The sequence below is a fragment of the Pantoea sp. C8B4 genome (assembly GCF_051336905.1).
In the GTDB taxonomy this organism is placed as follows: Bacteria; Pseudomonadota; Gammaproteobacteria; order Enterobacterales; family Enterobacteriaceae; genus Pantoea; species Pantoea rwandensis_B.
In genome coordinates this window covers 67,692-82,081 of record NZ_JBGMNK010000001.1, presented here as the reverse complement: position 1 = coordinate 82,081, position 14,390 = coordinate 67,692, and the positions used below count along the sequence as shown (strand labels likewise).

The window sequence follows — 14,390 nt, the reverse complement described above, 5'->3', positions numbered from 1 at the left end:
AAAAGTCACCGATATGAATATTATTTCTATATTAATCATATAGATATATCTGTGACAAGGCTGTTACTTACTTGAATGGCATCATCAGCATGCCGTTTTGTCAGACCGTGTTATAATCAGCCGAATGAAAAGTGTGCGTTGAAGATGCACCATGGGGACCAGGCAGAAGTGACCATTATTTTTTTTACCGATACCGGTCTGATCAGGCTGGAAGATAAAGAGATTATTCTTAGCAGGCAAAGTAAACTATGCCTGACGTACATGTGTGAGCATGAAGGTAATATCGTTTCCAAAGAAGCCTTACATGACGCCTGCTGGAAAAACCATGGGGCTGTGGTCTCCGATAATACTGTGCGACAAACCCTTTTTCGCATCCGGAAATCACTCGCTTCACTTGATGTGGAAGGCGAAATTCTTGAAACACTGGGATACATGGGATATCGCTTAAAACCCGGTTGCATTACCCTGGTATCAGACTCACAAAATTATTCGTTCCCGGAATGCCAGGATAGTGTGAATCAAAAGCAAGAGACATCAGCGTTCTCTGTTTCTGATACATCGAAATCAGCCGTTAAGAATAAACCGGCTAACATAAAATTAAGGGCACTTACGCTGCTGCTCTGCTGCCTGTTCTTTATCGCGGGCGCTCTGATTCGTAGCCAACAACTTATCCACCCATTGCGATATGGCGAATCACTCCAGCTAAATGGGCACACCATTCTGTTTTCTCAATACGTGGAAAATGACAAACATGAGTCGGCAACGCGCGTGAATTACTGGCTTAACAAAATGCAGGTTTCCATTACGCCGCAAAGCAAAATCTACATTAATGCCGATCGTGGCAACGCGATTAATTTCTTTGTGTGCAATGGCGAAATTGAACTGGCGACAACCTTTTGCCAGACATTTGCGGTTATCGGGAGAAACCATCCATGAGAATGGCTTTTTCTGCGGCATGTTGCCTGTTGGCATTGCTGCTGGGTTGGTTTTCGCTGCCCTATTTTGTACGGCCATTTTCTGGCGATTGCCGGACCGAGACGTTTATTATCTATGATGAACCAGACCGGACGGTGGTAAGCCATGGCTATTGGGATATATTAAGCGGCAGTCGTGAAGGCCATCTTAATGCTTATCTGGCGTTTATGTCACCGCAGGGGTTGGAAAGCAGAATGAGTGTCGATCGCACTGTGAACCTGGATTATGACTACCACTCCGATTCCGTTACGGTATCCACCCGCAAATCTTTTCGCATTGCGGGTCCCGATACGCAAGATCCCGCCGTCGGGAAATATATTGATCCGCTGGCGGACGAGAATTTCACCGCCCGCATCTACCTGTTTAAAGTGGGAAACCAGGTCATTTCTGGCTTCCATTATCGGCCGCTTAACCGCTGTATGAAACCTGGGTTTTGAGGCGAGTAAGACCGGTCGATCATTTGTTCTGGTAAAGATCCCAACGGTTGCCGTACAAATCCTCGAAAACCACAACCGTGCCATACTCCTCTTCGCGGGGTTCTTCACAGAAAATGACACCATTGGCTTTCATTTGCTGGTAATCACGCCAGAAGTCGTCCGTTTGTAAAAACAGGAACACGCGGCCGCCGCATTGGTTACCAATAAACCCTTGCTGGCGCTCATTCGATGCCTGCGCCAGCAGCAAGTTACAATCGCTCTGCGGATTAGGATTGACCACCACCCAGCGCTTGCCCGGTTGCGGGGTATCTTCGATTAAATGGAACCCCAGTTTTTGCGTATAGTATTCAATCGCGCGGTCATAATCATCGACCACAATAGCGACGTAACCCATGCAACGCTTTTGTGTTCTCATTCTGGTCTCCTTTATATTCTGACGCGGAATCTCATATCAAAATCTACAAATAAAAAGCAGACCGAAGTCTGCTTATTCTCTTCACGCATTGCCACCCGCGACTTTGCGTAATGCCACCACTTCGGCGTGTTCTAGCAGCGGTTCAAGATCCGCGAACAGTTTAACGATGTGTGGGGCATTCAGGTGCTTATCAAGTAATTCCTGGCTCGCCCACTCTTCGGTCCAGACAAAGCGGCGCGGATTTTTGCTATCGATGTTGAGCTGATAGGTCATACACCCTTCTTCACGCAGCGTCTCTTCAATAACACCACGAAATAATTGCTCAGCTTTATCTTCGCAACCCGGTTTTGCCGTTAGCAGTGCCACTACAGGAACGGTCATTTTCATCTCCCTTTTAAATAAAATAAGCAAAGCCAAACTAACGCAGCTTATTCCTGTTGTCAGTCTGAAAACGTGCGTTGCCTGATATGCCAGGTTCACGCCATAATTGCGAAAATAACGCAAGGAGTGTTGCATGCCAGAACTGTCAAGTTGGTTAGCGTTTTCATTGGTGGCATTGGGATTGGTGCTAACACCGGGCCCCAATATGATCTACCTGGTTTCACGTTCGCTGTGTCAGGGCAAACGGGCGGGTTATATTTCCCTCGGCGGCGTGGCGTTAGGTTTTGTGTTTTACATGCTGTGCGCGACGCTTGGCATCACCGCCTGGCTATTGGCGGTACCCTGGGCCTATGACGCGTTGCGTTTCGGTGGCGCACTCTATTTACTGTATCTGGCGTGGCAGGCACTCAAGCCCGGCGGCCGCTCGCCATTCGCCGTGCGCGATCTCCCTGCCGACAATCCGCGTAAATTGTTCACCATGGGTTTCCTCACTAACCTCGCCAACCCAAAAATCGCCATGATGTTTCTGTCACTGTTACCGCAGTTTATTAGCCCGCATCACGGTAGCGTGCTGACGCAGTCGCTGGTATTGGGCGTCACCCAAATTGTGATTAGCCTGACGGTCAATGCGATTTTCATTACTACTGCTGGCCAGGTGTCGACATTTTTACTGGCACGCCCCAGCTGGCAGCGTTTACAGCGCTGGTTGATGGGGACGGTGTTGGCGGGAATGGCCGTCAAACTCGCTCTGGATGCACGAAAGTAGCGTGCCCTTTAACGTGGCGCGCCGGGGCGCGCCCATTCATTTGTTAATGACTCAACGCCTGAATGATGTGGTCCGCTGCCATAACGCGATCGTCATTTGGGAACCATTTATTCGCCAGCATAATCACCGCAATTTTCTGTGACGGAATAAACACCGCGTAGGTCGAGAAGCCATTAGTCGAACCGGTTTTGTTATACCACGCCTGTTGTGGCGCAGCCTGCGGTGGCGTGATCAACGTGGCCGACATCCCTTTCATGATGCGCTGGCCGCTGTTGCCGTCCACCAACTGCTGGGATGAAACGGGCAGCGGATAGTATTCCCACATCATCGCCTGGGTAAACGCGGCGGTTTTGTAGTAGCCCTGATGCGTGGCGTCAATCGCCTGCTGCCACTCCGTCGCCACCTTCTGTTCATCGAGTTGGATCGCCAGCCAGCGAATCAAATCCGCTGATGTCGATTTCAGTCCATAGGATTCCGCATCCAATGGGCCTGGCGTCACACGCACTGGCTTGTCCTGCTTGTTATAACCTTGCGCATATTGGCCCATCGCCGATGCGGGCACCTGAATAAAAGTGTGATGCATGCCCATTGCAGGTAACAGTTGTTGTTCCATCGCGCGGATAAATGGCTGATGCAAACTTTTGGCGGCGATCATGCCGAGCATACCAATCCCGAGATTGGAGTAGACACGCTGGGTGCCCGGCTGAGCCGACGGCTGCCAGTTTTTGTACCAGTTCATCAACTGCTGCTGATTGGTGACATCGTCCGGAACAAACAGCGGCGTACCCGATGTGTGGGTCGCGAGGTTAAGCAGTGACACCTGATCAAACGCACTGCCCTTCAGTTCCGGCAACCATGTGCTGGCTTTATCACTAAATTGCAGCTTTTTCTGCTGAGCAGCATAGCTCGCCAGGGTGGCGGTAAAGGTTTTGCTGAGTGACCCGATTTCAAACAAGGTCTGCGCGGTAATCGGCTGCCGTGTCTCTTTAGATGCCACGCCGTAATTGTAAAACTCGGTTTTGCCGTCGTGCAAAATAGCCACCGCCATGCCCGGAATCTGATACTGCTCCATCAACGGTTTAATAATGGCGTCAGGTGAAGGGGTTTGTGCGAAAACGCTACTGCTGGTCAGCAAGCCAATCGCACCGACGATCTTCGAGAAATTCATGATAATCCCTTAATTTTAGTTAAGTCATTATTTTGACACGAAACTAATTTCAGCTCTAATTCAGGCACGACTGCGTCCTCACACTTACACCGTCTTTGTGAGAGCAATCACAACTTTTGAAAATCCCATTAACGATAACTCCTTTTTACGTCAACGATTTAAATCTCACAATACGCTTTACCGCTACGGGTATGGGAAAGGTGACACTCTTTCTTATTCAAGCGTGATCAGTCACATCTACCACAGCAGGTGTACTCGAAATGGCCGCGAGCCGGGGAGCAATCCATGGAGAATAATGCAACACGCGAGCAGCGACTCAGTGCTTTACGACAACGCACGTCGACACCGGTGCTCATTATTGGTGGCGGCATTAACGGCATCAGTACCTTTCGCGAGCTGGCATTACAAGGTATTCCAGCGATTCTGGTGGAAAAAGGCGACTGGTGTCAGGCGGCCAGCGGTGCCTTATCGCGCATGATCCACGGCGGACTGCGCTATCTGGAAACCGGCGAGTTTGCGCTGGTCAAAGAGTCGGTGATTGAGCGCGACCGGCTGCTGAAAAATGCCGCGCACTATGTTTTTCCGCTGCGCACCACCGTCCCGATCGATAATCTGGGGGGTGGACTCATCAATGCCACGCGGCGCTTTCTGCGTCTGAGCGATAAACCCACGCGGCGTGGTGCACTGCTGATCAAAACCGGCCTCAGTCTTTACGATGTTTACACCAAACAGTACGGCTCCATGCCCAAACATCAGGTACGCGCTGAGGCGGCTACGCGCGACCGCTGGCCTGGGTTCGCACCCTGGGTGAAATACAGCGCCAGCTACTACGATGCCTGGATCAGTGCACCGGAACGACTGGGTTATGAATTGATAGAGGATGCTGAGCGCGCCTGTCCAGACGCGCTGGCGCTGAATTATCTGCAACTGGTGAGTGCCGATGGCGAATCCGTTACCTTACAGGATGCACTCAGCGGTGAGCACTTTACTCTGCAGCCGCATGTACTGGTGAATGCCGGCGGCGCGTGGATAGATCAGCTTAATCATCGCCTGGCGCCCTCTGGGCATTTCACCAAACTGATTGGCGGGACTAAGGGTTCGCATCTGATCATCGATCACCCCGAACTGTTACAGATGCTCGATGGGGAAATGGTCTATTTCGAAAACCAGGAAGGCCGTGTCTGCATCATGTTTCCCTGGTTTGGCAAGGTGCTACTGGGTTCAACGGATATTCGCGTTGACGACCCGGATAGCGTGGTGTGTGAGGAAGAGGAAAAAGCCTACATTCTTGAGTCGCTGCGCTTTGTTTTCCCTGACGTCGTGGTGCCGGAATCGTCCATTCTTTACACCTTTTGCGGTGTGCGCCCACTTCCGGCCAGCGACGCCAAAGTAAACGGGCAAATCTCCCGCAATCACTCGCTGGTGCTGCTGCCCCCCGCTGCCGCACATACCTACAGCCTGCTTTGTCTGGTTGGTGGTAAATGGACCACCTTCCGTCAGTTTGGTGAAGAGGCAGCGGACCGGGTATTGCGTCTGATTGGAGAAAAACGCCGGGTATCGAGCGGCGATCTGCCGATTGGCGGCGGCCGCGATTTCCCAGCACCTTCCGGGCAAACCGCGTGGCTTACCCAGCTCGCACAGCAGTATTCCCTGCCACTGTCCCGCGTGTCGCAGTTAGTCCGCCGTTATGGCAGCCGTGCTCTGCCGATCCTGCACCTGATCCAGCAACAGGGTGAACAACCGCTGCAGCATCATGCAGGTTATAGCGCGCTGGAACTCCGTTACCTCATTGAGCATGAGCAGGTTCAGCAGCTTGAGGACCTGCTGGTGCGCCGCACCTCGCTGGCGATTTGCGGCGAATTAACCCCCGCACTGGTAGCAGAAATTGCTGAACTGATGGCCGACTTGCGCGGCTGGAACGCCACTCAACGACAACACCATTTACAAAGCAGCTGCGCCAGTCTGGCGCGTCAGCACGGTCTGACCGGTCTTAACCCCACTCTTTTCCAGGAGGAAACACGCCATGTTAGTCAGCAATAAAGTCCGCATGAATCGTCTGTTTCAACACGGCAAATGCCTTGATGTGGCCATCGACCACGGCATTGCTAACGAGCCTGATTTTCTGATTGGGCTGGAAAATATTGAGGGGGTCATAAAAAACCTGATTGCCGCACAGCCGGATGCGATTCAGGTGAATTACGGCCAGGCGGATCTGTTGCAACAGGTCGCAGGCCGTAAGCCAGCATTGGTGATGCGTACGGATGTCGGTAACGCCTACAACGTGGCACGCCATCGTGAGATGTGGGCGGTGTTGCACAACCCTGATGAGCCCATCCTCGCTGCATTGCAGATGGATGCGGCTGCAGTGGTGGTGAATCTCTATCTGATTCCTGATGAACCCGGCATTTTCCGCATGTGCGTGGAGAATATCGGCCGTCTGCGTCAGGCGTGTGATCGTTACGCCATGCCGTTGATGATTGAGCCTCTGGTGATGGCCCCCGCCGGACAAGGTGCGGCTTATGGTTCACTCGGTGATGTCGAGAAAATCGTGCCGCTGGTGCGGTTGGCGCGAGAGCTTGGCGCTGACATCATCAAAGCCGATCCAACGGAAAATGTAGAAGATTTTCACCGCGTCGTGGAAGCGGCGCGCTGCCCTACGCTGGTGCGAGGAGGCGGTAAAGGTGAACTGGCACCGGTACTGGCGAAAAGCGCTGCGTTAATGGCACAAGGTGCCAGCGGTATGGTGTACGGCCGGAACGTGTATCAACACGATAATCCGTCTCGCGTAGTGAAAGCGCTGATGGCGATCATCCACCAGGGCGCCAGCGGCGCGGAAGCCCTGGACATTTATCAGCAGGGTTGAGTTTTACCTGCACCGGCGCTTAAGCGGTGCGCCGTCTTCGTCTGTGAATCGGAGTCGGATATGAGTCAACTTCTCGGCATAGATGCCGGAAACACCATGATCAAAGCGGTACTGTTTGATCTCAGTGGCCGCGTGCTGTCGGTTGCCGAATGTGCGGGAGAAACCCACCAGCCGCAGGAAGGTTATGCGGAGCGTCCGGTAGAAGATATCTGGCACGGGGTCAGCGTGGCTGTCACGCGCTGCCTGCAACAGGCGGGCAGCGCGGCGAATGAGGTGATTGCCGTGGGCGCGGCGGGTCACGGTAATGGTCTGTATGCACTTGATAAGCAGCAACAGCCCTTGTTCGGCATTCAATCTATCGACCATCGCGCCATGGAAACCGTGCAGGATCTGGAAGCCAGCGGTGCCGATAAAGCCATCTATCAACTTTCGCTGCAGAAGCCCTGGCCCGCTGCCACGCCTGTGCTGATAAGCTGGATCAAACAACATCAGCCCGATCGCTGGGCGCAGATCGGCCATTTGTTGTGTGCTAAAGATGTCATCGCCCATTTCCTCTGCGGGGCTATCAGCGCTGAGGTTTCCGATGCCGCCGGGGCTGGATTAATCGATTATCGGCAGCGCAATTACAGCCGCGAGTTGATGGCTTTGTATGGCATTGAAGAGGCGCTTAACCTGCTGCCGCCTCTGCGCGAGTCTTGTGCGGTGGTCGGACACGTGACCGCGCGCGCCGCGCAACTCACCGGATTACCGTCAGGCATTCCGGTGGTGGCCGGCATTTTCGATGTGGTGGCCAGCGCCATTGGTTCTGGCGTGGTGAAAACCGGAGAGGCTTCTATCGTCGCAGGAACCTGGAGCATCAATCAGGTGGTGGTCGATAAACCGGATTACCAGCGGCCCGTGTTTATGAATTCAATTATTGAAAATGATCGCTTTATGGCGATTGAAGCCAGCGCCACCTCGGCCGCCAATCTCGACTGGTTCCTGCGTGAGTTCGATGATGGCCGCGCCGGCAGCGGCGCGGCGCACAGCAGTGATACCGTGGCTCATGTTGAGCCCAACCCGCAGTTGCCGCTCTATCATCCTTACCTCTATTCCGGTCGTAAATCTGAACCCGCAAAAGCGGGGTTTTACGGATTGAGCGGCTGGCATACGCGCGCGGATATGCTGTTTGCGCTGTTTGAAGGCGTGATATTTGCCCATCGCGCGCACATCGATCGCTTGCGCGCGGCAGGGATCCCGTTTACCCACGCAATCCTCTCGGGTGGCGCGGCGCGCAGCTGTATCTGGCCGCAAATGTTTGCTGATGTGTTAGGGATTCCGATTCGCGTGGCGGAGTGCAAAGAGACTGGCGCGCTGGGTGCTGCGCTTTGTGCGGGCGTCGGCGTGGGTGTCTGGCCCGATCTGTCAACGGCGGCACAGCACGCAGTACTCCTTAATCCCGGCGAGTTACAGCCACGCCCGGAACGCTTTGCGTTTCATAATGCACGTTATCGGGTGTTCAAAAGTCTGGAGCTGGCGATGAGCGAAATGTGGCATGAAGTTGGTTGAATTAACTGGTTATTTTTATGCCAGGCGGTAATGTTGTGTTCTCGTCGAATTCAATAAGGATAGCGTCGTGCAGATCAATCAACTACCGTTTGGCATTACCGACTGGAGCACCCTCGAAACCGAAAAACATCCGGGCGACAGCGGGTTTGCGCTGTGGCGCACTCAGCGTTTTGGCGATATTCGTGTGCGCATGGTGGAGTATTCACCGGGTTATATCGCCGATCACTGGTGCAGCAAAGGTCATATACTGCTGTGTCTGGAAGGCGAAATGGTCACCGAACTGGAAGATGGCCGCACTTTTACTTTGACGCCGGGCGTGAGTTATCAGGTTGCCGATAATGCCGAAGCACATCGTTCCTCCACGACACACGGTGCGAAGCTATTTATCGTCGATTAGCTCCCGGGCTGCGGCTATGCACTGCGAATCTTCATACCGAATACGGTAGTCTGAGAAGATAATGGCGGTTTGTTCTGACTATTCCGCTGTTGCTGCAGTCATCGCGTTAACCCTTTCTACGCTCTTCGCGTTTGATCACCGTAACAAGAACGCAAATCCGTAAGTTGCGGGCACCGACATATTGACGACGTCAGTGCCCGCGTCAGGATCACTTCGCCATGGCGTACGCGGCGGTGAGATCGACGCGCTGCCAGAAGGATTGCTCAGCATTACCCGACAACGGATAGCCGTTTGGCAAGGCTGTTTTCACCATCAGGCGACGAATCTGCGCGTCAGACAGATGCGGCAGCGCCGTTTTCAGCAGGATCTCTGCGCCCTGCGGTATCTGAACCGGCGTATTTTTCACATTGGCTTTTGGCAGATTGTAGCTCATCGTGAAACGATAGAACTGCTTCATATCCGGCGCGCGGTAAGCATCGTCCTTGCCGGTCGAACGTGCGCATTCAGCCAGTGAGGTGCCGCACTCTTTCTCTAACGCGGTACGCAATTGATCGCGCGCCTCTTTGAACAACACCTGATAGCGTGCATCGTTAAGGTAGGTCGCCACGTTGCGCTCTGCCACCATGCGTGAACCCATCACGTCCAGCGGATAGTGCACGCCCAGCACCAGACGCGAATAACCATAACGCGCGCCGCGTGTCACCAGCGCCTCAAAGCGTTCTGGCACCATTTCGGCCATCAGCAGCGCATCGGTATAACCGGTATTGGTGTGCCCGCTGGGGAACGATCCGCCGTCCGCGGTATATCGCACATTGTCTTTCACCACCACATCATCCGGTACCAGATGTATGGTGTTGCCTTCATGCAGGAACGGGCGCGGGTAGTTGAAATGTTTTTTAGCGGCGCTGGTGCTGACCTCACTGGCTTTAATCAGCGCAGCAGCTTTATTGATTTCACCTTTGTCATAAGCCGCGATGAAAGCTTTGCCGAGACGCGGCCCCATCGCATCAGACAGGAAATAGAGCGAGCTGATCGCCTCCGCATCCTGTAACGCCTGATGGCGCACGTTCTGCGTGGCATTCAGGTTGATATCGGTCACGGTGGCGCGGTTAGCCGTCAATACGCTGTCCGGCAATGTGCTGAAACCTGATAACAGCGCGATGCCAGCCTGCTGATTTTGCTTGACGTTAAAATCGTAACCGCTGCTTTTGAGCCACGCTTTGTCTGCCTGCGTGCTGGTCTGTTTGGCTTTTTCCAGTTGCTCACGTTTCAGTGTCGCACTGTCACCTTGCAGCCAGGCGCGCTGAGCCTGTAGCGACTGCTGTTCCAGCTGCGTATAGCCTGGGGTTGAACCGGTTGACGTTTGCGCGGCCAGTGCAGCTGCCTGCGGCAGCGTTGCCGCATGAGCTTGTTGAGCGAGCAATAAAACCGTTGCAATCAGTGTATAGCGGGTTTTCATTATTTTCCCCTGTTATCAGAATATTACCTTGCCGGGGAAACACGCTAGCACCCTGTTATGACAGATTTATTTCATTTATCGGCACTCGTTCGAACAGTTTTGTACGCAAATTTGTGCGAGCGATCCACAGCCACCGCCGTTGTCATTTTTGCATTGCGACTGCTGGATGTAGCAATTCTGCTGACATGACGAGAGGTCGCATTTGGCGGCAACCGGCGTCAACTGCGCCACCGGCACTTTCTTATCCGGTTGCCATTGGGTTTGCGCTATCGCACCGGCACTGAACAGCATGACCAACACCATTATCCACTTCATATGACGCTCCTCGCGAAAAGGTTCTACATAGTATGGCGTCTCCTCTGCCAAACGCCATATTGCAACATTCGATTCACCTTCGGCTTTTGGCGCCCTATTGTCGTGCAAATTGTTGCGCAATAACGGTGCAGTACACACTTTGCGGGATCAAATATAATTCATTTAAATCAATGGAATACATAATAAGCACGCGAAGAAAACTTAATGGTACGAAAGTTGCAGGAGACATCAGGTAGACAAAGGAGACAGTGATGAAAGCGATTGTGATTGGAGCGGGTATTGGTGGCATGAGCGCGGCGATTGCGCTGGAGAAAGCGGGATTCGAGACCGCCGTATTTGAAGCGGTTAAAGAGATGAAGCCGGTCGGCGCGGCCATCTCTATCTGGCCCAACGGCGTAAAATGCCTGAATGCGCTCGGCATGAGACAGCAACTGCGGGCTCTGGGCGGCAATATGGCGTTTATGGCCTATAACGATGCGCACACTGGCAGCACCCTGACCCGCTTTAGCCTGTCACCCCTGGTGCAGCAGGTGGGAGAATACCCTTATCCAGTGGCACGCGCCGAGTTGCAGGCGATGCTGATTGATACCTATGGCCGCTCGCGTATCCAGTTTGGCAAACGCGTGACACAGGTCGAGCAAAGCGCCACGGGCGTGACTGCATGGTTTGATGATGGCAGCCTGGCTGAAGGCGATTTCCTTGTCGCTGCTGACGGTACGCATTCCGTGATCCGCCACTATGTGTTGGGAGAACATGTCGAACGACGCTACGCCGGCTACGTTAACTGGAACGGCTTGGTCACCGTCGATGAAAGCATCGCCCCAGCCGATCAGTGGACAACCTTTGTTGGCGAGGGTAAGCGCGTCTCCTTGATGCCTGTGAGCGGCAATCGCTTTTACTTCTTCTTCGACGTGCCTTTGCCCAAGGGCTTAGCCGAAGATCGTTCCACTCTGCGGCAGGATCTGAAGAATTACTTCAGCGGCTGGGCCGATCCGGTGCAGCGTCTGATCGACACTATCAATCCCGACACCACCAATCGGGTTGAAATTCACGACATTGAACCCTTTAGCCGTTTCGTCAAAGGTCGTGTGGCCTTGCTCGGCGATGCCGCCCACAGCACCACGCCAGATATCGGCCAGGGTGGCTGTGCCGCGATGGAAGATGCGGTGGTGCTGGCGCAGACGCTGGCCTCGCATTCGCTGGGTATCGAAGATGGATTGCAGCGCTACGAGGCGCGCCGCGTGGAACGCACCAAAGATTTGGTGCTGAAAGCACGCAAACGCTGCGATGTAACGCATGCGAAAGATGCGGAAGTGACCGCTGCGTGGTATGCCGATTTGAAAAACGAAACCGGCGAGCGGGTGCTGGCCGGGATGTGTGACACCATTGAAGGTGGCCCGTTGGGTTAATGCCAGGGCGCACCGCCAGGAATGACCCCATACTTGTTGTAACGGTGTCCAACTTTCGGGGTTCACTTCACGCCGTGCGCCCTGCTTATCACGCCTCTTCTAAACCGCGATTCTTCAGCATCGGACCAATCTCCGGTGCTTTTCCACGCCATGCCAGCCACAGATGTTGCAGATCGCTGCTGTTACCCCGTGAAAGAATATGATCGCGGAACTGCTGGCCATTCTCGCGACTCAACCCGCCACGTTCAACAAAGGCCTGATAACCATCATCGGCTAACATCTGCGTCCAGATATACGCGTAATAACCGGCCGCATACCCTCCGCCCCAGATATGGCGGAAATAAGTGGAGCGATAACGCGGTGGCACGGTCGCTAACGCGATCTGCTCTGCCGCCAGCGCCTGTAGTTCAAAGTGACTGACATCCTGCGGATTGTCCTGCGTGGTCAGCGAATGCCATTGCAGATCCAGCAACGCCGCCGCCAGCAGTTCGGTCATGTCGTAGCCCTTGTTGAACTTAGATGCGCGCACCATCTTCTCGCGTAGTTCTTCGGGCATCGCATCGCCACTCTGATAATGACGGGCATAGTTGGCGAACACTTTTTCATCGCTGGCCCAGTGCTCGTTAATCTGTGAAGGGAACTCGACGAAATCGCGTGGCGTAGCGGTGCCGGACAGGCTTGGATAACGTTGAGTCGCAAACAGCCCGTGCAGCGCATGGCCGAATTCGTGGAACAGTGTGATCACCTCATCCCAGCTGAGCAACGCAGGTTGCCCAGCCTGCGGTTTGGTGTAATTGCAGACGTTGTAAATCACCGGTTTGGTGCCAAGCAGCGTCGTCTGATCAACGAAGTTGCTCATCCAGGCGCCGCCGCTTTTGTTATCACGCTTGTAGAAGTCGGTATAGAACAACGCCAGTGGCGTATCGTCAGCATCGAAGATTTCATAAACGTTGACGTCCGGATGATACACCGGTAGATCGTGACGCTGCGCGAAGCGAATACCAAACAGCTGGCTGGCGGACCAGAACACGCCCTTTTCCAGTACGTTATTCAGTTCAAAGTACGGGCGGATTTGGCTCTCATCCAGGGCGTATTTGGCTTTTCTCACTTGTTCAGCATAGAAATTCCAGTCCCAGGCACGCAGCGGGAAATTGTGGTGCTGCTGCTCAATGATCTGCTGGATGTCCGCGGCTTCTCGCTCGGCGCGGGCTCGCGCCGCCGGGACGATATTACGCATAAACGCAAAAGCAGCATCCGGCGTTTTCGCCATCTGATCCTGCATACTCCACTCCGCGTAAGTATTGAAACCCAGCAGTTTCGCCTGTTCTGCGCGCAGCTGCGCCATGCGTAACACAATCGCACGCGTATCGTTTTCATCGCCCTGTTCGCTGCGCGTCAGTGCCTGAGTGAATAAGGCTTCGCGCGTGGCACGCACTTCCAGCGACTGCAAGGCGGGCTGTTGCGTGGTGTTTTGTAACGGCAGCAGCCATTCGCCGTGTAATCCACGCGCTTCCGCTGCGGCTTTAGCATGGGCTAACTCTTCTTCACTCAATCCTGCCAGCGCCGCCACACTGCTCACCGTATACGCGCCCGCTTTGGTCGCCGCCAGTAGCTTGTTGCCAAAACGGGTACTCAGCGTGGCGAGTTCCTGATTACAGGCACGCAGCTGAGCTTTATCCGCATCGCTCAGACTGGCACCGGCCAGCTGGAAGTGCTGCCAGGTGACTTCCACCAGACGCATCGACTCTGCATCCGGGCAGGCAGAACCGCGATGCTGGTACACGCTGTCGAGACGGGCAAACAGCTGGCTGTTCAAATGGATCTCATCACTCAGCGCGGTGAGTTTAGGGGTGATCAGTTCATCCACTTCCTGCAACAAATCACTGGTATTCGCCGACGTCATGGCCCCAAACACCAGATTAACGCGGTTTAGCAACTGCCCGCTGCGCTCCAGGGCTTCATAGGTGTTGGCAAAAGTGGCCGGTTCAGGATTATTGGCGATGGCGGCAATTTCCTGACGTTTTTCTGCGATACCCGCTTCGAGAGCCGGGAGAAAATCGGCTTCCTCAATCAGGTCAAAAGGCGGAGTTTGATAGGGCAATGCACTGACGGTGAAAAACGGATTGGCTCGTGAAGTCATTATCGCTCCTGATAATCAGCAACGCCGCAACCGGTGCGGCGGGATGCTTCTATCCTGGCAGTTTCAACGTCACTCAACAACCGCTCTGCTGGTGCTGATACACACGGATGTTTCGGT

14 protein-coding genes are annotated in these 14,390 nt (G+C 54.0%); 8 read left to right on the top strand and 6 right to left on the bottom strand.

Going from position 1 to position 14,390, the window contains the following annotated elements:
• The first annotated feature begins 168 nt into the window (after nt 1-168).
• Nucleotides 169-936 (top strand): winged helix-turn-helix domain-containing protein, encoded by a 768-nt coding sequence (locus ACCW76_RS00375; RefSeq protein ID WP_436337406.1) that lies wholly within the window; start codon nt 169-171, stop codon nt 934-936.
• Entirely contained in the window at nt 933-1,412 is a 480-nt protein-coding gene (locus ACCW76_RS00370) for a hypothetical protein (protein WP_436337405.1), read from the top strand. The genes ACCW76_RS00375 and ACCW76_RS00370 overlap by 4 nt, the downstream gene beginning before the upstream one ends.
• Nucleotides 1,413-1,431: 19 nt before the next feature.
• Here ACCW76_RS00370 and ACCW76_RS00365 read toward each other — a convergent pair whose 3' ends face one another.
• A complete protein-coding gene (locus tag ACCW76_RS00365; protein ID WP_436337404.1) occupies nt 1,432-1,827 on the bottom strand; it encodes a VOC family protein in 396 nt (131 codons plus the stop codon).
• 81 nt (nt 1,828-1,908) lie between these two features.
• A complete protein-coding gene (locus tag ACCW76_RS00360) occupies nt 1,909-2,208 on the bottom strand; it encodes a putative quinol monooxygenase (RefSeq protein ID WP_045833388.1) in 300 nt (99 codons plus the stop codon).
• Between the two features lie 133 nt (nt 2,209-2,341).
• Here ACCW76_RS00360 and ACCW76_RS00355 point away from each other — a divergent pair, with 133 nt between their 5' ends.
• A complete protein-coding gene (locus tag ACCW76_RS00355; RefSeq protein ID WP_436337403.1) occupies nt 2,342-2,974 on the top strand; it encodes a LysE family translocator in 633 nt (210 codons plus the stop codon).
• Between the two features lie 43 nt (nt 2,975-3,017).
• Here the strand turns inward: ACCW76_RS00355 and ampC are convergent, their stop codons facing one another.
• A complete protein-coding gene (ampC, locus tag ACCW76_RS00350; protein ID WP_436337672.1) occupies nt 3,018-4,145 on the bottom strand; it encodes a class C beta-lactamase in 1,128 nt (375 codons plus the stop codon).
• 282 nt (nt 4,146-4,427) lie between these two features.
• Here ampC and ACCW76_RS00345 point away from each other — a divergent pair, with 282 nt between their 5' ends.
• From ACCW76_RS00345 to ACCW76_RS00330, 4 genes are all read left to right on the top strand, one after another.
• Nucleotides 4,428-6,182 carry a glycerol-3-phosphate dehydrogenase/oxidase gene (locus ACCW76_RS00345; RefSeq protein WP_436337402.1) on the top strand — a complete coding sequence of 585 codons (1,755 nt, stop codon included), beginning with the start codon at nt 4,428-4,430 and terminating at the stop codon, nt 6,180-6,182.
• Complete coding sequence (locus tag ACCW76_RS00340) at nt 6,166-7,005, top strand: class I fructose-bisphosphate aldolase (RefSeq protein WP_436337401.1); 840 nt, start codon at nt 6,166-6,168, stop codon at nt 7,003-7,005. The genes ACCW76_RS00345 and ACCW76_RS00340 overlap by 17 nt, the downstream gene beginning before the upstream one ends.
• A gap of 60 nt (nt 7,006-7,065) precedes the next feature.
• A complete protein-coding gene (locus tag ACCW76_RS00335) occupies nt 7,066-8,553 on the top strand; it encodes an FGGY-family carbohydrate kinase (RefSeq protein WP_436337400.1) in 1,488 nt (495 codons plus the stop codon).
• Nucleotides 8,554-8,620: 67 nt separating this feature from the next.
• Complete coding sequence (locus tag ACCW76_RS00330) at nt 8,621-8,950, top strand: DHCW motif cupin fold protein (RefSeq protein WP_436337399.1); 330 nt, start codon at nt 8,621-8,623, stop codon at nt 8,948-8,950.
• Between the two features lie 208 nt (nt 8,951-9,158).
• Here the strand turns inward: ACCW76_RS00330 and ACCW76_RS00325 are convergent, their stop codons facing one another.
• A complete protein-coding gene (locus tag ACCW76_RS00325) occupies nt 9,159-10,409 on the bottom strand; it encodes an acid phosphatase (RefSeq protein ID WP_436337398.1) in 1,251 nt (416 codons plus the stop codon).
• 75 nt (nt 10,410-10,484) lie between these two features.
• On the bottom strand, nt 10,485-10,724 hold the full coding sequence (locus ACCW76_RS00320; RefSeq protein WP_038646933.1) for a hypothetical protein: 240 nt from the start codon (nt 10,722-10,724) through the stop codon (nt 10,485-10,487).
• 251 nt (nt 10,725-10,975) lie between these two features.
• On the opposite strand from ACCW76_RS00320, the gene hpxO reads away from it, so the two are divergent.
• Nucleotides 10,976-12,133 (top strand): FAD-dependent urate hydroxylase HpxO, encoded by a 1,158-nt coding sequence (gene hpxO / locus ACCW76_RS00315; RefSeq protein ID WP_436337397.1) that lies wholly within the window; start codon nt 10,976-10,978, stop codon nt 12,131-12,133.
• 88 nt (nt 12,134-12,221) lie between these two features.
• On the opposite strand, the gene dcp is transcribed toward hpxO, so the two are convergent.
• Complete coding sequence (gene dcp / locus ACCW76_RS00310; protein ID WP_436337396.1) at nt 12,222-14,273, bottom strand: peptidyl-dipeptidase Dcp; 2,052 nt, start codon at nt 14,271-14,273, stop codon at nt 12,222-12,224.
• Between the last annotated feature and the right edge of the window lie 117 nt (nt 14,274-14,390).

What these genes read in the sequence shown, in the direction of transcription:
- ACCW76_RS00370 (WP_436337405.1), top strand. Translation starts at nt 933, where the DNA reads ATGAGAATGGCTTTTTCTGCGGCATGTTGCCTGTTGGCATTGCTGCTG.
- ACCW76_RS00365 (WP_436337404.1), bottom strand. Translation starts at nt 1,827, where the DNA reads ATGAGAACACAAAAGCGTTGCATGGGTTACGTCGCTATTGTGGTCGAT.
- ACCW76_RS00360 (WP_045833388.1), bottom strand. Translation starts at nt 2,208, where the DNA reads ATGACCGTTCCTGTAGTGGCACTGCTAACGGCAAAACCGGGTTGCGAA.
- ACCW76_RS00355 (WP_436337403.1), top strand. Translation starts at nt 2,342, where the DNA reads ATGCCAGAACTGTCAAGTTGGTTAGCGTTTTCATTGGTGGCATTGGGA.
- ACCW76_RS00345 (WP_436337402.1), top strand. Translation starts at nt 4,428, where the DNA reads ATGGAGAATAATGCAACACGCGAGCAGCGACTCAGTGCTTTACGACAA.
- ACCW76_RS00340 (WP_436337401.1), top strand. Translation starts at nt 6,166, where the DNA reads ATGTTAGTCAGCAATAAAGTCCGCATGAATCGTCTGTTTCAACACGGC.
- ACCW76_RS00335 (WP_436337400.1), top strand. Translation starts at nt 7,066, where the DNA reads ATGAGTCAACTTCTCGGCATAGATGCCGGAAACACCATGATCAAAGCG.
- ACCW76_RS00325 (WP_436337398.1), bottom strand. Translation starts at nt 10,409, where the DNA reads ATGAAAACCCGCTATACACTGATTGCAACGGTTTTATTGCTCGCTCAA.
- ACCW76_RS00320 (WP_038646933.1), bottom strand. Translation starts at nt 10,724, where the DNA reads ATGAAGTGGATAATGGTGTTGGTCATGCTGTTCAGTGCCGGTGCGATA.
- hpxO (WP_436337397.1), top strand. Translation starts at nt 10,976, where the DNA reads ATGAAAGCGATTGTGATTGGAGCGGGTATTGGTGGCATGAGCGCGGCG.
- dcp (WP_436337396.1), bottom strand. Translation starts at nt 14,273, where the DNA reads ATGACTTCACGAGCCAATCCGTTTTTCACCGTCAGTGCATTGCCCTAT.